Raw genomic sequence first — 15,515 nt, forward strand, 5'->3', positions numbered from 1 at the left:
TAAAACACTATATTAACAATGAAAAAATCCCTGAGACCAATCATCTGGATCACCGCTTTCTTTTTCTCTGCGCAACCCATAATGGGCCAGGAATACGCCCATTACAACATTGAAGAAGAGTTTGATTTTCTTACCAGCGAATGGCTCAAGGTCTCCGGAGAACTGAAAGCTTATCAGGGGCTGGAGCACTTTTGTACCAGTCCGGAATTTAGAAATACTACCACTGGTATTTTGGAATTAGTCCACCATTATGATTCCCTTATTCTGGATATCCTGTTGGATCCTACGCTGGAAATGGATGTGAGTCACCGGGAGTATAAACACACTGTGAAGGATATTCAAAAGTTTGAGGATGAGTATAGTATCAAACAATTCATTTCCTTTCTGAAGGAGAGCTGTGGTACCTGGCGTGACCTGGAACGAAATAAGAAGGATCTTGTGAATGAATCAGGCATGTACTCCTATGATGGTCAGATATTGGTTTTGGAAACGGGTCTCAGAAAGTTTTTAAAGCACATCGACAAGCGACTCCTCGCCATTGATGATCATGTTCATCTTATCCCGCTGGATCAGGTGGAGCCTTATAAACCCCTCACAGATAAAGGAGGTGAAGGTCAATAACCTGTGCGCGAGCTTACATACCTGACCATTGTTCTCTTAATCATTAATCTCTTTTTCGCCATCAGGTGGCTGGAGCGAAAGGTCATGCCGGTGGAACTTACAGACCGGGCTATGACCCCTGTGATCTACCTGTTCAACTCAAAGCTTTACTGGCAAACAGAGGAGCCCGGGCGAAGCATAGCTGAGCTGGAATCAGCAATAGTCCATGTGCGGTGGCTCATGGGGAAAACGGACAGCCAACAGGGTAAGGAGTTGTTATTATTTATACTGCCACAGCTGGAAAGTACCCGGCTAGCCATGGAAAAAGGAAAGGTGACCTCCGACGAGATCAATGAAGTTTATGTGAAAACGTTGTTGGCTTTGTCTTTTCTGCAGGTAGAACATGCTTACGAGAATCTGGAGCAGCCTGATGATGGCGAAGGCGGGGTGAGGCATCCTCTAAGGAGGGCAATGTACATAGTGAAGAAAGCACTTATCCTGTCTGAAGGTACAAAAAAGGACTATGAGGTGGAGATCTATTCGCTGATGAACAGTATCGTCAAGGGCAGGGTCACTACAACAGAACATTGTGAAGAGGCCCTTAAAAAGGTGATGAAGGAGATCCGGACCCTGGAAGTTTCGTTTTCTATGTAAACTTAGTGAAAAAATAGAGGCAGTTCGTTGTTCGCTTTTTGTGTTTCCATTAGCTTCATTGAAAATTACGAACGATGACCATTTCCTTCCAACGACAGTTTTTTGCATTTGCTTTAGCGGCTATTATTGTATTTATCTGCTGGGTGGCTAAAGGGCTTCTTATTCCACTTGCTTTCGGCTTACTTTTTTCCCTGGTATTGTACCCCCTGGTCAAATGGCTTACTCAAAAGGGGACAGGACTGGTATGGTCCATTCTCTTTACGATGATTGGGATCACCGTTGTCATCTCAGCGGTTATCTTTTTCGTTTCAGCTAAGCTGGTGAGCATTGTGGAGGAATACGAGAGCTTTCAGACCAAACTCAGTGTCCTTTTGGAGAAGGTGATTGTATTTATGAATGAGAAGGTGCCCTTTATCTCCGGAGTTTCTGCGGAATCTTTGCAAGAGAGTATCGCCCGGTTTTTCACGGATAGTGGCTTATTTATCGTTTCTGATACTATCAGTACTACTGGCACCACCCTCTCATATCTTTTACTCACCATCCTGTATACTTTTTTGATCCTTCTGTATCATAAAAACCTGACAAATGCGGCTACACAGTTTGTACCCGGAGAAAAGCGGAAAGAGTTTTTCACTATGCTGAAGTCCGTACAGCAGGTAGGACAACAGTATCTTACGGGTATGGCATTGCTTATTCTGATCCTGGCAATTCTTAACAGCATTGGCTTAGCGATCATTGGGTTGGATTATGCTATTTTCTTTGGTTTTTTGGCGGCTATCCTGGCCATTATTCCTTATGTGGGTACGACACTGGGTGGATTTATACCTGCATTATATGCCTTGATGACGATGGACAGCTATTGGTATGCGGTGGCTGTGGTGTTGACCTTTTGGTTTATACAGACTGTGGAAGGCAACTTCCTCAGTCCAAAAATTGTAGGGGGTAACCTTAACCTCAATGCATTGGCTGCTATTGTGGCTTTGATTGCGGGAGGGCTGCTATGGGGGCTCCCGGGGATGATCCTTGCCTTACCAACAGCGGCCATTCTAAAGGTGGTCTTTGAGAGCTATGATGAATTAAAACCTGTGGCACTTCTGCTTGCTGATGCGGGTCACAAGGAAAAAGGAGGTCTTCTTAAAAAACTTTTCAGAAAGGCTAAAAAATAGTCGAGAATCAATCACCTGGAAGACTCTCTATTTGTTATGGGTTTCCAGGCTGTTTCAGTGTCCATCAAATCAGGATAACCTGACGGTCAACCACTTTTTTCTCCAGACAGTGAGCAACCCCAGGCATAGTACCATTGCTATGATCAGTGAGCCGATAACGTATTCTGTTAACCCGGGATACATAGAGTTTACCACCATGCAAATCAAAAATAAAGCTGGTAAAATAAATATGGGCAGCGCATGAATGCTACGGTTGGCCTGCACTGAAATTTCTTTGACCGGATCCTTTTCAGTGATTTCAATTTTCCGAGATCCACACCACCACAGTTTTGCCTGAATGGTGATCGGTACATCGAGCGTAACTACCTTTTCCTGCCCGGTGGATAGCTCGATCCTTTCGTCTTCTCCAAAGAGGATCTCGTATTCAAAGTTCTTGTTGTACCATTCTTTTTCTCGCTTGATCCTGACTTCCATAGCATTGCTTTTTCAAACAACGAAGATAGGCAGGGTGTGGTTATTTTAGAGTATCAATAACAAGTTTCATACATAAAAACGAAAGGATCAACCAGGGAAGTTTTTCCGCTTAACCTTTCTCCTCTTGAAGAAATTCATTCAGCCGCTCAAATACCGATCCCCATCCATTGTAGAATCCCATTTCTTCCTGCTGTCTGCAGTATTCTTCGGTAGGGTGGACTACATTAAAAGTAAAATGGGTTTTGTCGCCCTCTGCCTGGAAGTGGGCCTGGATCTCAACACCTTCAGTCATGGGTTTGAAGTTTGCTGAAGAGATGATCTTTTCAAAGGCTACGATTTCTGAGTACACTCCGTCAGCAATAAATTCACTGCCATCCGGCATGGCCATAACATATTTCCAGTTGCCGCCTTCACGAAAGTCATGTTCCAGCACTTTGGTTTCTATTCCTTTTGGCCCCCACCACTGAGCGATATGCTCTGGTTGTGTCCAGGCCTCCCAGACCAGCTTGATCGGGGCATTGAAGGTTCTTTCAAGGGTTAGGGTTCGGTTTTTCAGATCACTCATCTTTATTTGTGTTTTTAGTTTTTGATTGCAGTTCGTTTAGATAATTCTCAAAACTGTCCAGTTTGTCTTCCCACAGGTCGCGGTATTTATCTATCCACAGAAATGCAGGAATCAAGCTTTTTGGTTGAATGCGGTAAAATCGTTCTCTGCCACGTTGGCTGGTTTCTACCAGTCCGCATTCCAGCAGGATTTTTAGATGTTTGGAAATGGCTGGACGACTTACGTCAAACTTTTCAGCCACAGTGTTCACAGTCAGGGGTTCACTTGACAACAGTTCGATTATGTCTCTTCTTACCGGGTCTGCTATGGCCTGAAATACATTTCGTCTCATAATTATGTAACTGATTGGTTACAAATATATATGTAACTATTCGGTTACACAAATTTTTAATTAGAAAGCGAGTAAGATGAAGTAGTTTTATTGAATTTCAAGTCTGACTATGTTTAGGTAATTGTTGATTTTCCGTGTTAAACTGCAAAATGTCTGGTCACACGTAGGGCTCTTAGCGTATTCCACCTGCTAGGCTTTCCTGCTTTTTCCATTTCAAAATGAATCTGACCTGGGTGTTTTGCCTGTACATTCCAGGTGCCTTTCTTATTTCTCTTTTTCATCAATACTTCGAGGGCCGGACGCATCCGTTCGTCCCATGATATCCCTGCATATTGGAAATAGTCCATGGCCCGGAGAATATCATATTTCCAGCGAGGAGGATACACCAGCTTAAGAAAGTCTTTATTGATAATTTCTCCTGTTCTGTCAGAAAGGAATAACTGGTGTTGTAAAATGAATTCAATGCTTCTTTTCTGCGCTTTTTCCAACTCGTCCAGTTTATATGTGTAACCGTTTCGTTGGTATTCGGTGATCCCTTCCAGAACTGATAGTGTGGTGTGTAGCGAACTATGAATGGCTCCTGATCTGTTAGACCGGCAATTAAAGCCTCCGTCTTTCATATGCTGTGAAAGGGTAAAATCTACAATCGATTTTAGCTCATGTTCTGATGATTGAAAATAAGAGCCGTAGTTTAAAAACATACCATTGATGCATACATCACTGGCTTTGATGTTTTCAGAAGGATTCATACCTCCATCTTCTCCTTTTTCCTGCTCCAGGAGCATAATTATGGTTTCTCGGATCAAAGGATGATCAGGTTGGATGCATAAATTTCTTAAATCGAGTAGCGTATAATGAGTAGAGGTCCATTTTGGTTGGTAGAACTTTTGCCCCCAGTGTCCATTAGGGTTTCGTTTTGCTAAAAACATGGCCCCCCAACCTTCTAAGGCAATGCTCTTATGAAGGTCCGAATGATCTTCTCCAAGTAAGTCCCGATAAACCTGGTATTGGATAGAAACATCACCCTGAAGCAGCCATTCTATGAGCTTTTCGTCCATGACATCAGGAGAAGGAATGTTTATATGAATTTCATACTTAAAACCGGGAAAACCATGTTCAACTGTATGACTTTAGTCATTCCTACTTAAAATGAACTAAGTAAAGGGGTACGATTAGTCTCCTTATGCTTAAAATGTACATTCCTGAGGTATTGAATGTTATATATACACAAATAGGGGTCTTCCTGTTTGGCTGCTGACATCACGCTCTGCTATTTTTAATGAACCATCGTTTGTAGCGATTTAAAATTTATGAAAATACTGCTTAAAATCACTTTGTTTATGGGGCTGTCCTTTTGTTCGCTAACTGGTAGTGCACAAGATCCCAATTTTTTTATTTTCCTGTGCTTTGGCCAGTCCAATATGGAGGGGCAGGGAGCGATCGAGAACCAGGATAAGACTGTGGATAGCCGTTTTCAGGTAATGCAGGCCGTGGAGTGCTCCAATATCGATAGAGCTAAGGGGAGTTGGTATCCAGCCATTCCGCCGCTTTGTCGGTGCTGGAATGGTCTTTCTCCGGCGGATTATTTTGGACGGACACTGGTGGAAAACCTTCCTTCCCACGTTAAGGTCGGAGTGATCAATGTTTCCGTAGGTGGATGCAGAATTGAGCTTTTCGATAAGGATATTTATCAGGATTACACGGACACTTATACGGAAGATTGGTTCCAGGACATTATCAGCACATACGAAGGCAACCCGTATGCTTACCTGGTGGATTTAGCTAAGTCGGCTCAAAAAGATGGTGTTATAAAAGGGATCCTGCTGCATCAGGGGGAATCGAATGCCGGAGATAGTCAGTGGCCTGCGAAGGTTAAAAAGATCTATGATGACCTGATGACAGACCTGGAGCTGAACCCTGCAGAAGTGCCTCTGTTGGCTGGTGAGTTGGTACATGAAGATCAGGGTGGCACTATCGCCAGCATGAATGCCATCATAGGTGCACTGCCTGAGGCGCTCCCCAATTCGCACATTATTTCGTCGAGTGAATGTACGGCAAAAGAGGATAAGGTGCATTTTAATGCTGCCGGTTACAGGGAGCTGGGTAAGCGTTATGGAGAAAAAATGCTCTCGTTGTTAGAGTATGATGCTGACGCACCGCTGAGTGTGGGTGATCCCAATGAGGTAAATGGCTATTTTCTCTCTCAGAATTATCCTAACCCGGTTACCGGAAATGCATCCATTTCATTCAGCATTCCAGTCAATTCACATGTTTCTATCAAGGTATATGATATGCTGGGGAGTGAAGTTTCAGTGATGGTAGATGAGCAGTTTGTACCCGGTTCTTATACGGTATCCCATGATTTCAACGACCTGCCTAAAGGCCTCTACGTTTATACTATGCGTGCAGGAGAGTATGTTGCTGGCATGAAAATGGTCGTGGAGTAGTTTTTTCTTTTCTTTGTTGTCTGTTCCGGTTTATTGCCTATTCACTCGAATTTCCTTCCAAAATCCACTTCACCAACTCTCCCTTATCTACTATAGACCAGGAGTGAGGATGTCTATCGCCATTAGCACGATATCCACGATTGTTGGTGGCGATGTATTGGACTTTCTCCGAGCCAAACTCCTTGACCAGCTGATCAGAAAGTAATTTGATCCGGTAGGCATTGGTGTATTCGAAAGGGGTGTTTAAGTTTTCCTGCCACCAGGTAGTATCAGGTTCGGTATAGAAGCGAAGTTTTGTGTTTTTGAGGCTTTGCAGGTTTTTGGTGGTGTTGGTTTGGGTGATGTAGGGAGAATTGTTTTCAAAGTTGATCATACTGGAGTCTCCTTTACCAAAAGTATCTTCAAATAGATTAATAAGGAAGTTTGCCTCGTCTAATGAAGCCTCATCTACATCCTGCTCGCTGGTGTAGAGCGCATATTGGTAAACACCGTACAGGTCTACCGGAGCATCTACCACAAAAATGCCTTTCGGTTGCACAGAAATATTGTTTCGGATCATATAGTCACTGACCAGCAAAGCCATGTTACCACCGATCGAAAACCCACCAAAAAACACATTATCGGTTTTCAGGTCTGCTGAGTCAAGTGCTGCCAGGATGTTGTTGGTGATGTTTTCTTTCTCATCCAGTTCCAGGATCAGTTCATTAAATTTTAGTAGCAGAAGGGCAATTCCATTTTCCTCAGCTATCCCCTCAATATCAAACTCCTGCTTTATTCTGTCCGCTCCACCACCTACCAGGATGAGCACTCCTTTTGATTTGGTATCTGGGAGGATAAGCTCCCAGTTTTCTGCCTCGAACGTTTCAGGTCCGATGGGCTCTTGCGTTTCAGTTTTGTTGGTTCCACAAGCGAGAAGCACAGTAAGTAAAAGGGGTGTAAGCAGCTTTTTCATTGTGAGGTTAGGTGGTTTACAAGTTAATATACAGAGGTTATGGGGTAATTGCAATATTTACCTTAGTCTTACCATTTAATAATAAACGCCCAATTTCGTGTCCTCACGAAATTCTATGTTGATAAAACAGTTCGTGTAGAATTAGCTACACCCTTTGGCTTATGCGCATTCATGCTGAGCAGATATCAATTAAAAATCCATCTTCTCTCAATTCCGGGAGAAGATGGATTTTCTTGAAAAGCCTTTTGAAAGATTTGAGGTCTTTATCATTTCAACCCAAACAAAGGCCTTAACACCTTTACCCGCCTGATCAAAAGATCATACATCGTGAAGCATCCCAGAAATGTAAAGGCAATGAGCAAGAGCAACTGGTAGATGCCGGCAATTTCTAATCTAAAGATAAACATGGACCCGAGGTACAAAAAAATCATATGAATGATGTAAATGGGATAAGCGCCCTGGCTCAGATAGCTTAATGTTTTGCTGGGCCGGTTGAGGTATTTATGTCCAAAAGCCAATACCGCAAAGATCCAGAAACTCGATTCAATTGCTATCAGGTATCCCGGTGGTTTTAGCTGAAAAATGGCCAGCCGGATACCGTACAGGGCCACCGCAATGGCTAAGAGTACCCATCGCCATTTCAGCAGCATTTCCCAGAAGCCCACACCACTGTGGACACAACAAAAACCAAAGAAAAAAGCCACCAACCCCAGGAAAAACCCATGCCAGGTCATGGCATAGAGTTCGAAGATCTGAGGTTTGAGGATCAGTACTTCCAGTACAAAGAAAGCAGTGACTACCAGTAAACTTAGCGGACTACTAAAGAGCTTGTTCATCCATTGGTTCACCAGGCTATCTTTATGATTTTTCAGGTAGAAGAAAAGCGGTGAGAGGGCAATGACATAGACAAAGATGTTTCCTAAAAACCAGAGGTGTCCTACATTAGGATAATAATATGGACTTATTCCGTAATGTTTTTGCCAGATGAGTAAGTGTAGGGGGACAATAGTAAGAAATCCGAAAGCGAAAGGGATGAAGATCCTCCTGGATCGTTCCAGGAGGAGTTGTTTCCAGTTCCTTTTTCGGATAGCAAAGGACACCCCCATTCCTGACACAAAGAACAGGAAGGGGATACGCCAGACATTGAGCACAGTCATTGGGGTCCACAGACCCTCCAGGGGCTGATCGGTGGTAATAAACCCGATCATGGTACCCCAGGGCTGGAAACCGATCGCAATGTGATAGATCAAAAGCAGTCCTATGGCGATCACTCTGAGCCAATCAATATCATATCTTCTTTCTAAAGGAGTCATTTCTAAGCTTTTTCCAGTTGATTATTTTAATTGCCTGGCAATTTCAGGCCGCATTTTCTCGATCCTCGCATGATCCAGCGTTAGTCCCATGGGTGCGAGTTGCGCTCCCATCATCTCATAAATGCCCTTTACTTCACTATAAGGTCCGGATACAGATGCCAATGCTGTGGAGCCATACTTATTGGTAATGGATTTATCAGCATCATTTTCCAGCAGGAGTTGCACAACACCTTCCCGGCAGAAGAATGCGGCTGTGTGTAGGGCAGTAGATCCTTCGTTATTTTTGAAATCGATATCTGCACCACCCTCTATGAGCGCCCTGGCTACCTCTTTTCTGCCAAAGAGTGCTGCCGTGATAAGGGGACTTGATCCGCCAAAAGGATCTTTTTCGTCTATGTTAGAACCTGCAGCAATGTGTTGTTTTACAGCATCCAGGTTCCCGGTTATCACTGCAGTGTGCAGGTCAGTCTTTGGAGGCTTTACCTTATCTGCTGATTCTGTATTTGTAGCTGGTTTGTCTTGTTCCTGTGCCTGATTAGAGCACGCCATTGTTGTGATCAGGATCAGGCTTAATGCGAATTTTGTTACTGCATTAATGGAATAAATGATTGGAGTTGTCATGGTTTGAATGATTTAAAATTTCGATTTTATTTTGTTGGTGTAAAGCTCGGGATAGAAGCTATGCGGCATGTATCAGGTTTGCATCCAAAAACATCAAGTTTGCGGAAGGCATAGAAATTATGCGGATTTAATATAAATTATGACGCAAACGGGCAAACAAGACGAGTTGTTCCTTAAAGGAATATTCGGCTCTTTTGTACTGACAGACATTACACTTTCACAATCCTGATGCAGGAAGAATTTCTTAAAAATCTGGAAAAGGTCATCGAAGAGCACATTGCTGAGGAAAGCTTTGGTGTTTCTGAGCTGGCTGAGGCTGTAAACATGAGCCGGTCCAATTTGCTGCGAAAAGTTAAAAAGCTCACTAAACTTTCAGCAAGCCAGTTTATTCGCCAGGTCCGACTAAAAAAGGCGATGGATATGCTCCGGCAAACCTCCCTTAATGTCTCTGAGGTTTCTTACAAAGTAGGGTTTGGCAGCACTTCCTATTTTATCAAATGCTTCCGGGAGTATTATGGCTATTCTCCCGGTGAGGTCGGGAAGCGCAAGCCACCTTTAGCAGAGGACCATATGCCGCAGCAAGCTGGAAAAGGCAGAAATCTGATTATTGGAATGGTGGCTGGAATCATTGCTATGATAATACTGGGATATGTGTTTTTAAAACCATCAGAAAAGGAAGAGCAGTTGGAAAAATCCATAGCCGTCCTTCCTTTCAAAAACGATAGTAACGATTCTACAAACATTTACCTGATCAACGGCCTGATGGAGTCTACGCTCAATAACCTCCAAAAGATCAAAGACCTCCGAGTGATCAGTCGCACAACTGTAGAAAAGTACCGTTATGCGAATAAATCCATCCCGGAGATATCAAAAGAACTGGGTGTAAGCTATTTTGTGGAAGGAAGCGGCCAAAAGATCGGTAATCAGATCCTGCTCAACATTCAGCTCATAGGCGCTGATGACCGGCACCTTTGGGCCCGGCAGTATAGCAGGGAAGCCAGTGATATTTTCAAACTGCAGCAGGAAATAGCTCAGAACATTGTAGAGGAGGTGGAAGTGATCGTTACTCCTGAGGAGAAAGAACGTATAGAAAAAATACCTACGGAAAACCTCCAGGCTTACGACGTTTTTTTGAAAGGGCAGGACCTGGTAAATCGAGGAGAGGAGGGGGATAACCTTCAGCGGTCTGTTCCATATCTAAAAGAAGCCATTGAGATAGACCCTGAGTTTGGATTAGCCCATGCCTACCTGGCCATTGCCTATTATTACCTGGATCTTTTTCAGGCTGAGAAGCAGTATATAGATGAGCTGAATAATCATTCGGATAAGGCCCTGCTTTACGAACCCCAGGCGCCGCAGACCCTGATGTCCAAGGCCTTTTATTTTATGCAGATAGAGGAGTACGAGGAGGCTGTTCCTTATTTGGAAAAAGCCCTGGAGTACAACCCAAATTCTGCGTGGGTGATCAATACGCTCTCTGACCTATATACAACCTATATCCCTAATACGTCTAAGTATCTCGAATATGCCTTAAGAGGAATGAAGCTGAAGGTAGCTGCAGAGGATTCTACAACGACCAGCTATCTGTACCTGCACCTCGCTAATGCATTGGTCCAGACAGGCTTTGTGGATGAAGCTATTAAGAATATCAACATCTCCATGGACTATTTCCCGGATAATCCATTTTCCGGTTATGTTAAAGCCTTCATTCTTTTGGCAAGGGATGGTGATATGAAGAAAACACGGGAGCTGTTGATTGAGGAGCTTGAGAAAGATACCACTCGCATTGATATCATCCAGGAGGTAGCCAAAGTGAGTTTTTATATGAGGGATTATGAAACCGCGTATCATTATTATAAGAAGTTCAATCGGTTGAGAGATGATCGTCAGTTGGAGATTTACACACACGAGGATCTGAAAATAGGAATAGTGCTTTCGGAAATGGGAGATGCGAAAAAAGGGAAGGAGTATATTGAAAAGTACCGTGCTTTCGCTTATGAAAACCAGTCCATTTACCAGCATCTGATCATAGCTGCTTATGAAGCTTACAGTGGGAATGAGCAGGAGGCTCTTCACCACATCGAATTATTTACAGAGGAAGATAACTACCAGTATTGGCTCATCCTTTTCCTGGACAAAGACCCGGCTTTTGATAATCTTGCCGGTGATCCGAAATTTGAAAAACTGCTGGATAAAATCGAGGAAAAATTTTGGGAGAAACATAATGAAATCAGAGCCACTCTGGAGGAGAAACGGTTGCTTTAACTAGAACTGAATGCTGGATTCATTCTCGTTTTCCAAAGCTTTGAGAAAGGAGGCTGGTGGCTCTATGATTTCCAGTTTATTGAAATGTTCTGCCATGTGTTGTTTAAGATAAGGCAAGCACTCCTCTAAATGGTTCACACGTATTCCGATCTTTTTACCCGAAAGGAGTTTGAAACCAAAATCTGCATACAGTCCAATAGCCCTAAAACTTTCAGGTTGGGTGTGTAGGTAAATCGGATAGTCATCGTGTGACAGATCTTTCATAATGATCGAAAGAATAGCTTTCCCAATCCCTTTGCCCTCATACGGCTTTAGTACCTTAAGCCAGTGTATGGTGTTGAACGCATCGTAAGCTTTCCAAAGCAGGCAGGTTGCAACCGGCTGGTCCTGCTCATCGCAGACAAACAGGGTGTTCTCGAAGAACTGATCTTCCTTTCCACCATAAGTGGCCTGAAAAAAGTCTTCCATAAAGCTGTCAAATGTTTTTGCTTCAGTTGCATCATCAAAAGGCATGGCTTTCCAGGTACTAAACTCATCTCGTCTGCAACTTCGTACATGATAGCCATGAGGTAGGGGAGTTAGTGCCTTTCGATTGAGGGATTCGCACATCATAAAGATGTTTTTGTAAGGGAGTTCTTCCATATCACTTATCGAGGGATAAATCGAGCTGCTTACCTTCGTTTTCGGCTTTCTTGTCCATCGCGATTCCTATAGCCAGGCCCACAGACATTCCCATTGGCAAACCAATACCCATAAAGCCCATATTATCCAGGGCAACACCAAAAGCAACCCCGATAGGTACTCCTACAGCACTCATTCCCACGGCCATATAAATACTCATGTAGTAGCCCTTTGGGGTCAGCTTAAGTTGCTTGATCACAGGGTTGAGGATCTTTTTCTTTGCGCTTTTCAGTTTCTTGAGCAGCTCTTTGTCCGTTCCGGAAAACTGATTGACCTCATCTATGGTCGTATTGAAAGATTTTATAAAATCGCTCGGAATGTCCTTCTTTCGGAGCTCTTCCAGTAGTTTTTTCAAAAGATAGAATCTTCCGGAAAGCTTCTTATTAGCGGCAACTTCGCTACGTTCTCTTAACTCAGTGATTTCCATTAATTCTTCGGTTTTACTGGGATCCAGATTTCTTCTTCTGAGCTGGGGTCATTGTTTTTATACTTTTCTCCCAGAACCTCAAAGTGAGGGCGGTCATCTAAATCATACTCAGACTTTGGTAGCCATGACTTAAAAATTTCCTGGAAAAATGGTGCGGATTCTGCCGGGTGGCCTATATAGGGAAAAACTGCGTAGAGTCCCCCCGTCAGGTTAAAGACCTCCATTCCTTTCGGTATTTCATCCGTTGCAGAGACTTCCACCGCAGCCCATTTCTCAAAAGGGGTTGCAGGATTGAAATTTTTAAAAAAGCCCGGACTATACGTTTGCAGGGAATAGAGGTTAGTTCCTACAGTATGCCTGATCGTCTTGCAGTGTGGTATAAAGCTGGCCCAAAGTTGACCGGTTTTATTGTCAGCGAAGGACATGATCAGTCGTTTGCCTATTAACTGCTTGTTTGGGAATTTTTTAATCCAGTGATTCATACTGTCGGTTAGGAGTTACTCAGAAAATGGTTTAAACTCAGAGAAGAGGTTTTGACTTTCGGGTACCTGGCCAATGGGTACGTAATCACACACTTTTGCGTACTCACCCCACATTTTCAATACTGTGGGATTGGAGTGTGCAGATTCCATAGCTTCTTTGGATTTCCATCCAAATACTTCGATGATGGTACTATCTTCAGCTTCCATCATGATGGACTTTCGGTCAGAAACCAGTCCCTGTTGATTCAATAGCTCCCAGTGAGTTTTCATAAGCTCTTTTAGCTTTGCTTCTTTACCGGGATGAGGCTTATAGGCGACAATGACGATGCGTTCCATTGTGAATTGTATTATTTCTTATCTATCCAGTTCTTTACTTTAATCCCATTGAGACGATTAAATTCTCTAATGTTCTGGGTGACCATTGTTAGATCGTTAGCAATAGCTGTACATCCGATAAGAAGATCAAAGTCGCTGATCAAAGTACCTTCAGATCTAAGCCGTGCCTTTTGTTTTCCATATTCCGGGATAGAGTCAAAGATTGAGATTGTCGCTATCTGATCTGTTAATTCTGAGATGAGTTTGTAATTTTTTCCAGGGTTGGAACTGTACTCAGCTCCGTAGACTAGTTCTGCAAGAGTTATTTCAGAAATGGCGCAATTTTCGATCCCAACAGAATTGATTTTTTCTTTAATGTTGTACCGACCTCTAAAGAAGTAGATACAGATATTAGTGTCCAGCAAATAACTCATTCAAACCCTTCAATTTCACGGTTTTGAGTCCGGGAATTTTTAATTTCATCAATTATCTCCTCAGCAGTTCTGGTATCTTCCCAAGCTCCATATAAATGATCGATTCCTTTCTTATCTTCTTTTTTTGCTTCAATCGAATCTGTTAGTTGGATAATCAACCGTTTTTTTGTTTGGGTGTCCAGATTTTTAAGAAATCCAAAATACTTAGCAAGTGACCTATCGTTAATTTTCAAAGTTGCCATGGTATAAAGTTACTGGATTTTATGGATTTAATTTTTTCACGAGTTCCCTCACAGGGAAGAAGCTAGAACTCCACACTGTAGGAATACAACCTATTTGCTATCATCCTGCCTGATCTTGAACTTCATCAGCTCGCCAATGTGTCGGGCACGCGTGATGGCTTCCTTCGCTTTCGGACCCTCAAAATTTTCCTGAATCGTTTGCTCCCACAGGGCCAGCCATCGATCAAAATGCTCAGCCTTCAGAGGCTCTATTCGATTCAGCTCAATGTGCTTTAGCATTGGATTTCCTTTGTATTTCACGTTACCCAGTAAGGTAGTTTCCCAGAAGTCATACATGGTAGGAATATGCTTTTCCCAGTCCAGCTTCACCACCCGGGTAAAGAAGTGACCGATCACATCGTCTTTGATGACCCGCTTGTAAAACGTATCGATCAGCCGTTCGATATCCTGCCGGTTTTTGAGGTCTTTCATGGCGGGGCAAAAGTATGAATAAATAAGGTTTCAGTGGGATGTTAAGACCAGGGGAGAATACTTCGAATTAATTTAAATGTGTTAATAGATTGATGGTTACTCCGTTCGGGTCCTTTACAAAAAATCGTCTCACACCCCAGGGCTCATCAGTAATTGGATATACTATTTCGATATTTTGTGCTTTTGCCCGTTCATACAAATGGTCAACATCCGAAACTTCAATGGATAGAAATATTGCTGTGTTATCCAGAGGCTTATTCTTTTCATTTCTAAAAATCGATATTTGAGCGGTCTGGTTTTCCCTGGAGACAAAGGTTAATATCCATTCCATGTCCATCGCTAATTCCATTTCTAAAAATCCGATATAAAATTGCTTGCTCTTTTCTACGTCATCTGAATAAATGTTGGGAACAATTCTTCTAATGGATAACTCGTTGGTCATTTTGATTATTTCAAGTGTCTGTTTTCTCAATTTTCGACTTATGGCATTGAAGGGATCAATTCCCATCAAACATACCTTTCCCTGATAATGTTTATATGATGTAATTCATGTCCGATAATTGATTTAAGGAAGTGTTCAAGGGTGATTTCATATTGGTTCGCCTGACCTTTTATTTTCATTTGATCTTCGGACAAGGACTCAATAAAACTAACCGTTGACCTTCTGAGGGCTTTGAAGTCATCTACGATTTCCTGAAATGCCAGTTCCTCAAATCGACTATTCTCAACCAGGGCGTTTTGGTCATATCCCCACAATTGTACGGGTTCATTTCTGCTTAGTAAAAAAGCCCGAAATGTCTTTATCCGTTCGTGATCAGTGATGTGTCCAACGATTTGCTTGACGTTCCATTTACCTGGAGCGTATCGGTATTTTGCTTTGTCTTCATTGATTGACTCCAGATATTCAAATGTCGTTGGTGATGAAAAAAGGGACTTGCAATCGGCTTTTTCTACCAGATTAAAATAATAGGGGAAGCCGTCTTTGGGTGTGTATTGCATACTTTTTAACCGGACAGTTTTTATGAGAGTTCCTTTGCTTATTCAAGATTAACCACCCCCATCAGTCGCTCGGCTC

21 protein-coding genes are annotated in these 15,515 nt (G+C 42.8%); 5 read left to right on the forward strand and 16 right to left on the reverse strand.

Annotated features, from left to right (window positions below):
- The first annotated feature begins 18 nt into the window (after positions 1-18).
- The 3 genes from AC3E9V_RS09815 (at position 19) to AC3E9V_RS09825 (ending at position 2,420) form a co-directional block, all read left to right on the forward strand.
- Entirely contained in the window at positions 19-621 is a 603-nt protein-coding gene (locus AC3E9V_RS09815; protein WP_488753013.1) for a hypothetical protein, read from the forward strand.
- 3 nt (positions 622-624) lie between these two features.
- Positions 625-1,254, forward strand: a complete 630-nt coding sequence (locus tag AC3E9V_RS09820; RefSeq protein ID WP_488753014.1) for a hypothetical protein — start codon at positions 625-627, stop codon at positions 1,252-1,254.
- Positions 1,255-1,328: 74 nt separating this feature from the next.
- Positions 1,329-2,420, forward strand: a complete 1,092-nt coding sequence (locus tag AC3E9V_RS09825; protein ID WP_488753015.1) for an AI-2E family transporter — start codon at positions 1,329-1,331, stop codon at positions 2,418-2,420.
- Between the two features lie 69 nt (positions 2,421-2,489).
- Here the strand turns inward: AC3E9V_RS09825 and AC3E9V_RS09830 are convergent, their stop codons facing one another.
- From AC3E9V_RS09830 to AC3E9V_RS09845, 4 genes are all read right to left on the reverse strand, one after another.
- The gene (locus AC3E9V_RS09830; RefSeq protein ID WP_488753016.1) at positions 2,490-2,894 is read right to left on the reverse strand and encodes a hypothetical protein; all 405 of its coding nucleotides are present in this window, start codon (positions 2,892-2,894) and stop codon (positions 2,490-2,492) included.
- A gap of 109 nt (positions 2,895-3,003) precedes the next feature.
- Positions 3,004-3,459, reverse strand: a complete 456-nt coding sequence (locus AC3E9V_RS09835; RefSeq protein WP_488753017.1) for an SRPBCC domain-containing protein — start codon at positions 3,457-3,459, stop codon at positions 3,004-3,006.
- Positions 3,452-3,790, reverse strand: a complete 339-nt coding sequence (locus tag AC3E9V_RS09840; RefSeq protein WP_488753018.1) for an ArsR/SmtB family transcription factor — start codon at positions 3,788-3,790, stop codon at positions 3,452-3,454. Before AC3E9V_RS09840 ends, AC3E9V_RS09835 begins: the two co-directional genes overlap by 8 nt.
- A 137-nt stretch (positions 3,791-3,927) precedes the next feature.
- Positions 3,928-4,848, reverse strand: coding sequence for a hypothetical protein (locus AC3E9V_RS09845; RefSeq protein ID WP_488753019.1), 921 nt, complete (start codon positions 4,846-4,848; stop codon positions 3,928-3,930).
- A gap of 252 nt (positions 4,849-5,100) precedes the next feature.
- Between AC3E9V_RS09845 and AC3E9V_RS09850 the strand changes: the two genes are divergently transcribed.
- Entirely contained in the window at positions 5,101-6,237 is a 1,137-nt protein-coding gene (locus AC3E9V_RS09850; RefSeq protein WP_488753020.1) for a T9SS type A sorting domain-containing protein, read from the forward strand.
- A 37-nt stretch (positions 6,238-6,274) separates the two neighbouring features.
- Here the strand turns inward: AC3E9V_RS09850 and AC3E9V_RS09855 are convergent, their stop codons facing one another.
- From AC3E9V_RS09855 to AC3E9V_RS09865, 3 genes are all read right to left on the reverse strand, one after another.
- Positions 6,275-7,189, reverse strand: a complete 915-nt coding sequence (locus AC3E9V_RS09855) for a hypothetical protein (RefSeq protein WP_488753021.1) — start codon at positions 7,187-7,189, stop codon at positions 6,275-6,277.
- 266 nt (positions 7,190-7,455) lie between these two features.
- The gene (locus AC3E9V_RS09860; RefSeq protein ID WP_488753022.1) at positions 7,456-8,502 is read right to left on the reverse strand and encodes an acyltransferase family protein; all 1,047 of its coding nucleotides are present in this window, start codon (positions 8,500-8,502) and stop codon (positions 7,456-7,458) included.
- 21 nt (positions 8,503-8,523) lie between these two features.
- Positions 8,524-9,123 (reverse strand): ankyrin repeat domain-containing protein, encoded by a 600-nt coding sequence (locus AC3E9V_RS09865; protein ID WP_488753023.1) that lies wholly within the window; start codon positions 9,121-9,123, stop codon positions 8,524-8,526.
- A gap of 228 nt (positions 9,124-9,351) precedes the next feature.
- Here AC3E9V_RS09865 and AC3E9V_RS09870 point away from each other — a divergent pair, with 228 nt between their 5' ends.
- Positions 9,352-11,388: a helix-turn-helix domain-containing protein gene (locus tag AC3E9V_RS09870; protein ID WP_488753024.1), complete on the forward strand. Its 2,037-nt coding sequence runs from the start codon at positions 9,352-9,354 to the stop codon at positions 11,386-11,388.
- Here AC3E9V_RS09870 and AC3E9V_RS09875 read toward each other — a convergent pair whose 3' ends face one another.
- From AC3E9V_RS09875 to AC3E9V_RS09915, 9 genes are all read right to left on the reverse strand, one after another.
- Complete coding sequence (locus tag AC3E9V_RS09875) at positions 11,389-12,030, reverse strand: GNAT family N-acetyltransferase (protein ID WP_488753025.1); 642 nt, start codon at positions 12,028-12,030, stop codon at positions 11,389-11,391.
- Between the two features lies 1 nt (position 12,031).
- Positions 12,032-12,496, reverse strand: a complete 465-nt coding sequence (locus AC3E9V_RS09880) for a hypothetical protein (protein WP_488753026.1) — start codon at positions 12,494-12,496, stop codon at positions 12,032-12,034.
- Positions 12,496-12,978: a GyrI-like domain-containing protein gene (locus AC3E9V_RS09885; protein WP_488753027.1), complete on the reverse strand. Its 483-nt coding sequence runs from the start codon at positions 12,976-12,978 to the stop codon at positions 12,496-12,498. Before AC3E9V_RS09885 ends, AC3E9V_RS09880 begins: the two co-directional genes overlap by 1 nt.
- Before the next feature lie 15 nt (positions 12,979-12,993).
- A complete protein-coding gene (locus AC3E9V_RS09890) occupies positions 12,994-13,314 on the reverse strand; it encodes a hypothetical protein (RefSeq protein ID WP_488753028.1) in 321 nt (106 codons plus the stop codon).
- An 11-nt stretch (positions 13,315-13,325) separates the two neighbouring features.
- Positions 13,326-13,727 (reverse strand): type II toxin-antitoxin system VapC family toxin, encoded by a 402-nt coding sequence (locus AC3E9V_RS09895; RefSeq protein WP_488753029.1) that lies wholly within the window; start codon positions 13,725-13,727, stop codon positions 13,326-13,328.
- On the reverse strand, positions 13,724-13,969 hold the full coding sequence (locus tag AC3E9V_RS09900) for a hypothetical protein (protein ID WP_488753030.1): 246 nt from the start codon (positions 13,967-13,969) through the stop codon (positions 13,724-13,726). The genes AC3E9V_RS09895 and AC3E9V_RS09900 overlap by 4 nt, the downstream gene beginning before the upstream one ends.
- 90 nt (positions 13,970-14,059) lie before the next feature.
- Entirely contained in the window at positions 14,060-14,440 is a 381-nt protein-coding gene (locus AC3E9V_RS09905; RefSeq protein ID WP_488753031.1) for a group III truncated hemoglobin, read from the reverse strand.
- Positions 14,441-14,507: 67 nt separating this feature from the next.
- Positions 14,508-14,882, reverse strand: a complete 375-nt coding sequence (locus AC3E9V_RS09910; protein WP_488753032.1) for a VOC family protein — start codon at positions 14,880-14,882, stop codon at positions 14,508-14,510.
- 65 nt (positions 14,883-14,947) lie between these two features.
- Complete coding sequence (locus AC3E9V_RS09915) at positions 14,948-15,439, reverse strand: DinB family protein (protein WP_488753033.1); 492 nt, start codon at positions 15,437-15,439, stop codon at positions 14,948-14,950.
- Positions 15,440-15,515 lie beyond the last annotated feature (76 nt).

This window comes from Marinoscillum sp. HNIBRBA16962, assembly GCF_057801515.1.